Origin of the sequence: Acetoanaerobium noterae (genome assembly GCF_900168025.1) — a bacterium.
GTDB classification, from domain to species: Bacteria; Bacillota; Clostridia; order Peptostreptococcales; family Filifactoraceae; genus Acetoanaerobium; species Acetoanaerobium noterae.
On sequence record NZ_FUYN01000013.1, the window covers coordinates 1 to 11,276 of the forward strand.

At 27.5% G+C, this 11,276-nt stretch carries 13 protein-coding genes; 12 read left to right on the plus strand and 1 reads right to left on the minus strand.

Annotation, left to right across the window (positions count from 1 at the left end):
• Positions 1-160: 160 nt before the first annotated feature.
• Both B5X47_RS13400 and B5X47_RS13405 read left to right on the plus strand, forming a co-directional pair.
• Positions 161-1,123 (plus strand): replication initiation protein, encoded by a 963-nt coding sequence (locus B5X47_RS13400; protein WP_079590793.1) that lies wholly within the window; start codon positions 161-163, stop codon positions 1,121-1,123.
• A 26-nt stretch (positions 1,124-1,149) separates the two neighbouring features.
• Positions 1,150-1,587 carry a hypothetical protein gene (locus B5X47_RS13405; RefSeq protein WP_079590795.1) on the plus strand — a complete coding sequence of 146 codons (438 nt, stop codon included), beginning with the start codon at positions 1,150-1,152 and terminating at the stop codon, positions 1,585-1,587.
• A gap of 68 nt (positions 1,588-1,655) precedes the next feature.
• Here B5X47_RS13405 and B5X47_RS13410 read toward each other — a convergent pair whose 3' ends face one another.
• Positions 1,656-2,042, minus strand: coding sequence for a helix-turn-helix domain-containing protein (locus B5X47_RS13410; protein WP_079590797.1), 387 nt, complete (start codon positions 2,040-2,042; stop codon positions 1,656-1,658).
• Between the two features lie 188 nt (positions 2,043-2,230).
• Here B5X47_RS13410 and B5X47_RS13415 point away from each other — a divergent pair, with 188 nt between their 5' ends.
• The 10 genes from B5X47_RS13415 (at position 2,231) to B5X47_RS13460 (ending at position 10,998) form a co-directional block, all read left to right on the plus strand.
• Positions 2,231-2,542, plus strand: a complete 312-nt coding sequence (locus tag B5X47_RS13415; RefSeq protein WP_079590799.1) for a helix-turn-helix domain-containing protein — start codon at positions 2,231-2,233, stop codon at positions 2,540-2,542.
• Positions 2,518-3,582: a hypothetical protein gene (locus B5X47_RS13420; RefSeq protein WP_079590801.1), complete on the plus strand. Its 1,065-nt coding sequence runs from the start codon at positions 2,518-2,520 to the stop codon at positions 3,580-3,582. Before B5X47_RS13415 ends, B5X47_RS13420 begins: the two co-directional genes overlap by 25 nt.
• A gap of 39 nt (positions 3,583-3,621) precedes the next feature.
• On the plus strand, positions 3,622-4,614 hold the full coding sequence (locus tag B5X47_RS13425; protein WP_079590803.1) for a stalk domain-containing protein: 993 nt from the start codon (positions 3,622-3,624) through the stop codon (positions 4,612-4,614).
• A 3-nt stretch (positions 4,615-4,617) separates the two neighbouring features.
• Positions 4,618-5,637 (plus strand): hypothetical protein, encoded by a 1,020-nt coding sequence (locus B5X47_RS13430; protein WP_079590805.1) that lies wholly within the window; start codon positions 4,618-4,620, stop codon positions 5,635-5,637.
• A gap of 15 nt (positions 5,638-5,652) precedes the next feature.
• The gene (locus B5X47_RS13435) at positions 5,653-6,465 is read left to right on the plus strand and encodes a hypothetical protein (protein WP_079590807.1); all 813 of its coding nucleotides are present in this window, start codon (positions 5,653-5,655) and stop codon (positions 6,463-6,465) included.
• A gap of 19 nt (positions 6,466-6,484) precedes the next feature.
• Complete coding sequence (locus tag B5X47_RS13440) at positions 6,485-6,967, plus strand: hypothetical protein (protein WP_079590809.1); 483 nt, start codon at positions 6,485-6,487, stop codon at positions 6,965-6,967.
• A 9-nt stretch (positions 6,968-6,976) separates the two neighbouring features.
• The gene (cpaB, locus tag B5X47_RS13445) at positions 6,977-7,666 is read left to right on the plus strand and encodes a Flp pilus assembly protein CpaB (RefSeq protein WP_079590811.1); all 690 of its coding nucleotides are present in this window, start codon (positions 6,977-6,979) and stop codon (positions 7,664-7,666) included.
• A gap of 92 nt (positions 7,667-7,758) precedes the next feature.
• The gene (locus B5X47_RS13450) at positions 7,759-8,526 is read left to right on the plus strand and encodes an AAA family ATPase (protein ID WP_079590813.1); all 768 of its coding nucleotides are present in this window, start codon (positions 7,759-7,761) and stop codon (positions 8,524-8,526) included.
• On the plus strand, positions 8,510-10,087 hold the full coding sequence (locus B5X47_RS13455) for an ATPase, T2SS/T4P/T4SS family (RefSeq protein ID WP_079590815.1): 1,578 nt from the start codon (positions 8,510-8,512) through the stop codon (positions 10,085-10,087). Before B5X47_RS13450 ends, B5X47_RS13455 begins: the two co-directional genes overlap by 17 nt.
• Positions 10,088-10,098: 11 nt before the next feature.
• The gene (locus B5X47_RS13460) at positions 10,099-10,998 is read left to right on the plus strand and encodes a hypothetical protein (protein WP_079590817.1); all 900 of its coding nucleotides are present in this window, start codon (positions 10,099-10,101) and stop codon (positions 10,996-10,998) included.
• Positions 10,999-11,276: the final 278 nt, after the last annotated feature.

Below are 11,276 nucleotides of genomic sequence, written 5' to 3' on the forward strand. Positions count from 1 at the left end.
AAGTGGAATTAAGTATGTATAGAATACACTAAATTGTAGAAAATTGATAAAAAAAGCTGTTAAAGTGGAAAAAAAAACTAAATAAAGTGGAAAAATGTATTTACATTTTCGCTTTTTAAGTTTAATATTTATATAACTAAAAAAGCTAGGGGAGATTTATATGGAGAAGCAAAAAAATAATTTAGTAAAAAAAGCTAACACATTAATTGAGGCTAGATATAAATTGAGCTTATTAGAACAGAAATTGATTTTATATTCATCTACGAAAATAGATGATAATAATGATCGATTTAATACTATTACTATAAATATAAATGAATTTTTAGAGGAAATAAAGAGTGAAAGTAATAGGCTGTCTGAGTTTAAAGAAATAGCAATAGGTTTAATGGAAAAACAAATATATATTGATAAGGGAGAAGTAGATAGAAAGGGTAATAAGAAATTCGTAATTATGAATTGGCTATCTTCAATTGAATATAAAGGTGATGCTATTTTTGAATTAGAGTTTTCAGAAAAGCTAATACCATATATGCTTAAATTAAAAGAACAATATACTATTTATGAAATTAATAATATTTTATATTTAGAAAATAAGTATAGTATCAGATTTTATGAAATTCTGAAAAAAGATGAAAAGATAAGTACTTCTATTTTTGAATTGAGTAAGCTAAAGGACATGATAGGATGCGATAATTATCCTGATTATAAAGATTTTAATAGATATGTTCTTAAAAAAGTAATTGAAGAAATAAATGAGTATACAGACCTTCAGGTAGAATATGAAACTATAAGAAAAGGCAGAAAAATTGATAGTATTAAATTTCTAATAAAAAATAAGAAAAAAATGAAATACAAAAAAGAAGATTTAGACTTCTTAAAAAACCTAGTGGATGGATTTACAGATCAAGAATTAATTAAATTATTAAATTTAACTAATAAAGAAGAAATAATAAGAAAATACTCTATAATGTTAAAACAAAATACACCAGTGTTAAATAAAATGGGATATATGATTAAAGCAATTAAGGAAAACTATAAATCTGAGGAAGAATCTTTAGAAGATATTATTCAAATTTTAATTTACTTAAAAGGGAAAGAACCAGCTCAACTATATTTTGGGTAAAGAGAGAAAATAAATAGGGGGTAATCATGGTAGAAGAATTATATTTTGTAATGGCTATACTGATAACAGGCTCACTAGGTTATCTTTTTATAAACCTTATAAAATTTTTTAATTTAAAGCTTAAAGAAACTGTAACAAATAATATTGCTAAAAAGCTATCATTAAATGAATCAGAAGATAGGAATTTTAGAATATTTTCTCTATACTATGAAAACATAATGTTAGAAAAAATGCTTTTACCTGCGGTGGTAGTAATATCTATGTCAATAGTGGGATATATTTTAAATTTATTTAAACTGGGAACTAATAGTAATTTATTTACAAATGTAACTTCATTCAAAATAATAATTATAGTTGCTATATATTCTATTTTCGTTATAGTAATGTATTTAGAAAGCCTAAATAACCAATTAAATAAGATAGCTAAAAATATAAATACTTATATTAAGCTAATAAAATCTTAATCGAAAAAAGGGTCAAGTTGACCCTTTTTTATTTTGTATATAAATATAATATAAAGATAAATTATTTTTTATTTATTTTTATACATCTTATTGGATGCTATATACATAAGCACTTTTTGAATAAATTCAAAATCATCATCGGAAAACATTTCATCTTCGATATTGTTATTTTTTAGATAATTGAGTATAATGGTTTTAAATCTAGGGTAATATTCTCCTAGCCCATCTGATTTTAAGCCTATAATTTCTAAAACATCGTAGGTATTAATATTTAAGGCATTGCATATATTTACTAAAGACTTTATATTTATGCTTTTATCTGGATAAGTTATATATGAATGAATAGTTGATTTTGATACCTTTGAAATCTTTGCAAGTTCCGTATAAGTTATATCTAAAGTTTTCATTCTTTGCTGAATTAAAACTTTCAGTATTTCGTCATAATCATGTTTCATAAAATACTCCTTTCTTTGATATTAACTTAATAATAACCAAAAAGCCTAAGCATTTAAAGAAATATAAAAAAATTCCAGAAAAAAGGAAAAAGTATTGAAATTTCCTAAAAAAAGGATTATAATTAAGATATTCAATTTCTTGAAAGGATAAAAAGGGGGTGAACATTATAGATAATAATTATGAAAATATGGATTTTTACAAAAAAAAGATGGGGAAAAACATTCAGGATATAAGAAACGATAAAAATTTAACACTCAATAATTTAGCCGAATTATCTAACATATCTCCAGGAACTATTTCAATGCTAGAAACTGGTTCATTTTTTAGGACTAGATTTTCTACAATTTTCACTATCTTAAAAGCTTTAGGACTTAATGAAGAGGACTTTCTAAAAAATATAATATTAGACATTCCTTTTGAGGTTACAGCAAATTTTATTTCATATTCTGAGTTTGAAAAGAGTTGTTTAGAAAAATGTTTAAGGACTATAAAGCAATAATTGAAGAACTTTCTTTGAATCACAATATTAAGACATCAAAAGTTATAGGCAATGAAATGGATTTTTATTATTGTCCTAGCTGCATTGAACATCAGATTGATATAAACATCGAAAAAGGTGTTTTTAAGTGTCACAGGTGTAGCAGAACAGGAAATATTAAGGATTTATACGATTCATTAGAAGGTGAAGGAGAATATTATAGAAAGTATATTAAAGATTCTTTTAACTTAAAACTAGATTTAGAAAAAATAACGTATCAACTGCAAACGAATTTAAGAAAAAGTAGAAATAAAGTTCCATTGCAATATCTATATAATTATAGGCTTTATACAGATGAAACAATTGAGCTTTTTAAAATCGGATACGCAGGGGAAGACTTTAAAATTACAGAGCTTTCAGAAAAACACTATCATTTAAAAAATTGCATTACTTTTCCTATTTTTAATAAAAGTGGAGAAATAATAAATATAAAGTTTAAACAAGTACAAAAGATAACTCCTGATAAATATTTTAAAAATAAAGTATTTAATCTTTCTGGATATGGAAGTTCAACCACTAATTATATCCACTACACAGCTAACGCAGATAAATTGTGGATATTTGAAGGAGAACCAGATGGAATACTTGCGAATCAAGTATTAATAAATAATAATTTAGATTTTTATAAAAGTACTAATATTATTTCACCGACAGCAGGAGCTAGTAGTATCCCTAGAGAATGGAATGAAGACTATTTTAATATTCCAACTACAATTTTTTATGACAATGATTTTACAGGACATAGAGGTATGTCAAAGATAAATCAAATAAGTGCTAACATCAGACAAGCTAATCTCGAAAATGTCCTTGTAAATAAAGAAAAAGATTTTACTGATCTTGTAAGAAAGGTAGGTGAAGAAAGAAGCTTTAAATTACTTTTGTTATTAGAAACATTAGCAATAAATGAGAATAAAGGAGTTGATATGTTAAAAGAGTTAAATGCCTTTAAGGAATCGTTGAATAGAACTTTATTTAAAGATTTCAATATGACATTAATTTAAAAAAGGGTCAACTTGACCCAAAATTGAAGGGAGAAAAATATGAAAAAATTAGTAGGAGCTTTTTTAGCGGTAGGAGTTTTTCTTACTAGCAGCTTAACAGGTTTTGCATATGAAGGGAAAGCTTATCCTGATTTTATGAAAGAGGAAAAGGATTTAAGCAAGATAATAATGAGCGTAAACGGATTTGGGCTTTATGACGATCATTGGGAAAAAGAGCAGTCAATTTATAAATCTGAAGATGGATTGATTATGACTCCAGTAAAAACTTTTTCAAAATATCTAGGTGCAGAGCTTATGACTTCAAGTGATAAAGAATTCAAAACAAAATATAACGGAAAAGAATATCAGTTTTTAGTTGGAAGTACTACAGTGAAAAATGGCGATAAAATTCATCAGCTAGAATCACCAGTTACATTTGAAAAAGGTGTTATATCAGTTCCTTTTTGGGACTTAGTAGAGATTTGGAATTTATCAGCTAAGATAGAAAATGATACAAAAATACTAGATAGATATGTAGAGCCAGTAAAAGCAGTAGTGACTGTATGGAGCGAGAGCGAAAAAACAGGAATGATTAATATTACTGACCCTAAATCAAAATTAGTAGTATCAAACCCAAATGAATGGTTGGATTTTTGGGAAAAATATGATGAAAAAACAGGAAATGAAGTTTCAAAATATCATATAGACAGAGTTTTTATAGACACAAGAGATATATATGATTTCTATTTTTACGATGATGAAACATCAGGAAATATCACAGATATTGGAACGAGTGACAGAAATGTAAATGGAGAAAGTCTAGTATTTATAAAAAATGGTCAAATAGTTGGAGAAGCTATTAATCAAAATCCAAGTGAAAAATATAAAGATTTTAATTTTTGGTATGTTGATCCAGCTGAAAACAGTAAATATCCAGTGATGATGAATCCAGAAGAAATAAAAAATTGCCAAAATATAGGTTTCTATAGAAATGGACTTAACGTAATGGCTATTATTCCTAATCCTTTTTATGTAGAAGAGGGAGGGAAATAATATATGTCTAAAAGAAAATATTTTCTAAAAGGTATGTGCCTTGTGATGGTACTTCTAATGTCTAGTAATGTAGCTTATGCAGTTAAAACTTCATCTAAAACAGTTAAGGAAAGAGATCTTAATAATAATAAAGATTTAAAGAAAGCTAAGGATTATATGAATAAGGGAGAAAATAAGAAAGATTTCGATTCTGGAGCATCCCTTAATCTTGGTACTAGAAAAAATGCAGATGGCAGCACTACCAGATCAACTATAGAAAAAGACCATAACGGAAACTATACCATAAGAGAATATACTACTGGTGGTTCATCAAAAGATCGTGACAGAGATAATAAAAAACCAAGTGAACCAGTAGTACCACCAAAACCAGCCAGTGAAGTAATTATTGAGAGTAAGGACAATAACACAGTAGTTTGGATAGAAAGAGAATATGAGTATGATAAACCGTCTAACTCATGGAAACCAGTAGACTATAAATACCAAATAGACCTTATCACAAGTGCTAATATCTATGATGCAGATGGAAAGCAACAAAATAAAGTCACTATAAAAGCAGGATACGGAATTAAAGTTGATGGTTCATCTAAATTTGAAATGAAGCAAATAGCAGGGAATAAGAAAGATTCTACAGCAGGATTTAAACAAACACTTCCGACAGCAGGAACAGTTACTACTGATTTTGCAGTTAAGAAAAATATAGCTCAAAATAAGACTTTAAACCTTGAATCAAAAGGAAACGGAAGTTTTGTAACAGCTAAAAACAGTGGAAGTAAGACAGGTGCAAAAGTAGTATACACTGATATAGCTCAAAAAGATGGTAAATACAGTGTAGTTGTTAAATTTACAAATGCAAAGCTATCGGGACCAGTTCTAGGAGATTATGAAATGTCTGATAGTAAGACACTTAACTTTAATATCAAAGGTAGTATGTATGAAGATTCATATGTAAAGCCTACTGATTCAACTAAAAATAAAAATAATACAGGATTTGAGCCGATCACGTTCGACAACGGATTTAATTAATTCGGAGGTTATAAGATGATTATTAATGATTTACTAATGCAAAATAATATTTCAGATTCTCAAACAGATGAACTGAATGACATTATGAAAAATAGAGATATTATAGAAGTTTTAATTGTAGAAGCAGATGATGAAAATGAAATTTTAAAATGTGAGTTTAATGATTTTTATGATTTCGAATTTGTCCTGCCTTATTCACAATATTTAAGAACATTAGATGTGCAAAGGGATGTAAAACTGATTTCAAATAAGATAATAGGAACTTCAACTTACGTTCATATAGATACTATTGAAGAACAATTTGTAGTATTAAATAGAACGAGTGCATTAGAAGTAAAAGAAAATAAATTTATGCAAAAATTTAAAGTTGGAGATAGTATCCTTTGCACTTATGAAAATATTATTTTTAAGAAGAATATAGAGGGTTCAAAATATGATGAATTAGGGATGTATCTTGATTGTGAAGGTATGAAAGGGATATTGCCTAAAAACAATATCCCTAATATAAAAAGCAAAAAACTATCACAGCTAGGGATTGTAAATGGAGATCAGATAGAAGGTACTATAACTCACATCATTCCTCAGAAAAGAATTTTTATTCTTACAATGTCAAAATGCGAAGAGCTAGAATTAGAAAAAATTTATGTAGGAAAGTACATTAAAAGTACTGTAACGAGTCATATTTTTAATGTTAATGAGCAAAAAGTCTTTATTAGCAGGAAGAAAACGAAAAGAGAATTTGCTAAAAATCAACCAGTGAAACTATTTGTATATGACAAGAATGATAACACAGGAACTACTTTATATTTTGCAAAGTTAAGTAATTAAAAATGAAAGGTGGGTACAATTGAAAAGTATTTTTAATATATTTCTTATATTTGTATTTACCTTTTTTTTCGCAGTTTTAGGCGGGGAATTAATAAGGTGGAACAATACCCAAGAAATGGTATATAAAGAAATTCAAATGGCAACATTAGATGCAATGGATTTGACAGTAGATGAAAAATTAAAACATGATGGAATTTTGTATATAGAAAACCCTAATGAAACAAGGGATATAATTGAAAATTTATTAAGAGATAATCTAGGTGTTTCTCTAACTCAATCAAGAATAGTAAATAATCCTCATTACATGAAAGATATAAATATTACTGAGTTTACAATATTTCAAGGTCAATATGTTATAGAGGGAGAAAAAGCAAGACAGATTAAAATTCCAGTAGTTACAATAAAAGGTTCTTTCAATTTATATCCTTTTGTAGCCAGATTTAATACTTTTTATTTTCCTACTAATATTAATAATCAAACAGAATTTATTTTCAGAGATTAAGGGGAGCATATGAAAAACAAAAGAAGAATTGCAGGAATAGTATTTTTAATTATTGCGTTAATGCTTGGTGGAATAAGCTACAGTATGTCAAAGCAAACTCAAAAAACAGTAGATATTGTTGTACTGAAAAAAGACATTGAAAGAGGAAAAGTAATTAAGGAACAAGATTTAATGATTGCTAAAAGAGGTTCATATAATCTTCCAAATGGAATAGTTATGGAGAACTCTCAAATAGTAGGTAAAGTGGCATTAAATGATATGAAAAAAGACAGAGAAATATATAAAGACGAAATAACATCAGATACTACACAAACATCTTTTTCAAGCAGGATTTTAGGTAAAGCAATTGCAGTGAAAACTGATCTAGCATCAGCTGTAGGTGGAGAAATAACTCCTGAAAGTTTTGTACAGATAGCTATAGTATCAAAAGGTGAAGGAGGACAGGCATTAACAAGCTATCCAGAATCCACTAGAGCAGTTAGAGTACTTGAGGTTAAACAAGATAGTGGTCAAAGTACTACACAAAGTAATAACGATGGAAGTAATATTCAAGCACAGGTAAAACCTGCGGTTGTAGTTTTAGATATGAATGAAGAACAGATAAAACAAGTACTTCCATACAACTATAATGGAGTGATTCACTTAATCTTATTAAATGAAAGTGAAGCAAAATTAGAAAGAGAAAAATTAGGATTATAAAAGGGTCAACTAGACCCCAAAAATATGTAACTCAATAATTTTCCTGAAGACCAGGAGCAGCTCAAAATAACGAGATACAAAAAGGAGTAAAAATGAAGAGAATATACATTTTTAGCCCACAGCCACAAACTGGAAAAACCACAGTAGCAAATCAAATAGCTTATGAACTAGCAGAATTAGGTAAATTGGTTTGTGTGTTTGAATTCAATAGATATACATCTCAATCAATACACATCAATGGAGCAGATTATGACGAATCAAAATCGCTTACAAATTTATACAATCGAGAAAAACTAGAAGATAATCTAATACAATCAAAACATCATGAAAAAATGTTCTATTCATCAAAAGTAATAAGTGATGAATTGAATGATTTATTTATAATGAACGATGATGCTATAGAATATATTATTCAAGAATCTGAGAAAGGCAGTTTTGATTATATAATTTTAGACTTGCCATCTAATTATATTGAAAAAATGTTATTTGATGGACTAAGTTCATTTAGAAATCATGATATTTTAGTAACTTTAATTGACGAAAATTTATCAACTTTAAAACTACTAAAGGATTATGATAACTATCTTCAAGAATTATCTTTTATGCAGCCTAAGAACAATTTTTGTATAAAAAATAAAACTTTAGGTTTTCTTGATAGCAAACTCATTCAAGAGGTTTTATCTACTACATCAATACTAAATGCGAATAGGGTAATAGAACTTCCATATATAAGGAACATGACATTATATCACAATGAAAATAACCTTATAGGCACTAAAAATGCAGGGGATAAACTGGAAAAAGAATTTGTTAAAAGAGTAAAAGAATTGGTGGGATTAATAGATGGAAGCAATAAATAAAGAAAAGGTAAAAGAAATTTTAAATGACAAGAACCTTCCTTCAGAAGCTAAAGAATTAATAGAAGTACTGATATATTCAAAAGCTAGTACACATGGTAATAATTCAAGAAGTTCAGCAATACCAGACTTTCATAATTTAATAGCAAGAAAAAAAATAGACAAAATTAATAATGTAAGTATTGAAGATAAGAATATATCTCAAGAAATAAGCGATATTTCCCTAAAAGTAGGAAAGCATTTACGAGAAGAATATACTACAGCTTTTTCTAATATGTCTAATTCTCAATCTGAGAAACAAGTAGTTGCAAAACTTATTGAAGAATATTTAATGCAAGAAGGATTATGTATTAATGGCTATAGTGTAGAAGAAACTGTAAAGACTATACAAGACGAAGTTTTAGACTATGGACAATTCAATGAATTAATTTATGAAAGGGATGATATAGAAGAGATAAGGTATAACGGAGGAAATTCAACTATAAAGATTGTTTCAAAAGGGATACAGTACAATACAGATATAAAAATCCCTGCGGATAAAGCCTTTATAATAGCTGAAAGAATGTGTAGAAATAGTAAAAATGCAAAGCCTTTAAGAAAAGATAATCCTAAAACAATAATAAATTTAGGAAGTAATATAAGAGTCACTATAATTACAGATCCTATAGCAAGAGAAAATAATAATGACAAAAGAGTAGTTCAAATGACAATAAGAAAACAGGCTCGTAAACCTTTTTCTAAAGATTTTCTTTTGAAACAAACTATCAATAATTATGGATATGAACTTTTCAATATGTTTATAAGACATGGAATGTCAATAGGAGGATATGGAGAAACAGATTGTGGGAAAACTGGAACAATGAGAAGTATGCTTCATAATTGCTTACCTGATGATTTAAGAGGAATTACAATAGCTGAAGTAGATGAATTTAACTTACAGAAAACAGATGAGTATGGAAATGTTATTAATAATATCCTTATGTGGGAAATAAATCCAGAGTTGATGGATTTTCAAGAAGCAATAAGGACAACTCTTACTATGACACCTAGATTAATTGTATTACAAGAAATGAAGGGTGCAGAAATAATAGACGTATTTGATGCAGCTATAACAGGACACCAAGTAGTTGTACTATTTCACAACGAGAGTTTAGAAACATTAGGTGATAGATGCTTAGATATGTATAAGCAAAAAGGTTCTGATATAAGCGATCATATTATTTTAGGGAAAATCCCTCATGCTATGCCAATAGTTTATAAAATGGCTCAATTAGGTGATGGTTCAAGGAAAATAGTTGAGATAGCTGAAGTATTAAACTATAAAAAAGAAACTGGGTTATTAGAAACAAATATTCTCTTAAAATATCATATCGATAAGAACTATTATATAGAGCAGGATGGTAAAAAAATATTTAAGGTGGAAGGGCATTATGAAGCTCCAAATTTCATTAGTGAAAAGACTATAGAAAAAATGAAAATGAAAAAACTAACTGATCAGGAATTAGCATATGTTAAAAATTTAAGAGAACAAATGCTAGAAGAATCAGAAAAACAAAGTGCATAAAGGAGAGGAAGATGATTATATCAATATTAATATCTGTTTTCGTTTTTTTAGCACTTTTATCAATTTATGATTATTTTAATTTATCATATTCAAAAGTAACTCAAAAGAATGTAATGGGAATTACAAAATTATATTCTGAAGAAAAAGATATTTTAAGTAAAATCCTTAATTTTTTAGAAAATAGACTTTTAGAATTTAACAAAAAACACATAGATTCAGAGATAAAAAAAGAAAAGATTGAAAAGCTGAGAAGAGCAGGTATAGAGATTTCTTATGAAAAGCATCTTATACAAAAGATACTTATTCCTATAGTAGTATTCATATTCTTTTTCTTGTTAGGTGCGTTAGCATCAAGTTTATCCATTATATCTGGATACATCTTTAAGGTATTAGGGTTTGTATTAGCAATAGCAGTATATAAGGATATAAATGGACAAATAGAACGGAAAATGGATGAACTCAGAACTGGGATAATCATGGAAATGCCTTCTTTTATATCAACTTATAGATGTTCGCCTGACAATAAAACATTAGTAGAAATAGTAGATGATTATAAAGGAACATCTAACTATTTAAAGTATGACTTAAATCTACTAAAGACAGATATTAGCCAATTTTCGACAGAGAAAGCTTTAAAAATGTTTTCTCATAGAATTAATATTAATGAAGTTGATGAAGTTGTAGCGATTCTAATAAATGATTTAAATGGTGATAGAGCAGATTCAAAAATAAATCTTGAGTTGGTAGAGAGTAGATTTATAGAAAAATATCAAAATTATATTGAAAATAAATTAAAGAATCGTCCAACGACATTAGAATTTTTAGGAGTAGTCGGAATGATGTCTATAATATCGATTTTCTTAGTAGTTGTAGGTTATGGATTGTTTGAAGGTTTAATGAATATGATGTAAAAAGGTTAATTTAACTCATTAAAAAGAGGAGAAAACCATGAATAAAGAAATATCAACTTTATTAGAATATTTTGCAGGCATAGGTATATTGATATTTATATATTTTGCTCTTGATAGCTTATTATATATAGCTATGCACTAAAAAATAAATTTTAGATTTTATGAAAACTAAATTAAAAATATAAAAGGGTCAAGTTGACCCATCAAAAAAGGAGAGAGAACCATGAGTAAGGGAATGTTAATTTTATTAGAAACTTTAGCAGGTGCAGCAATATTAG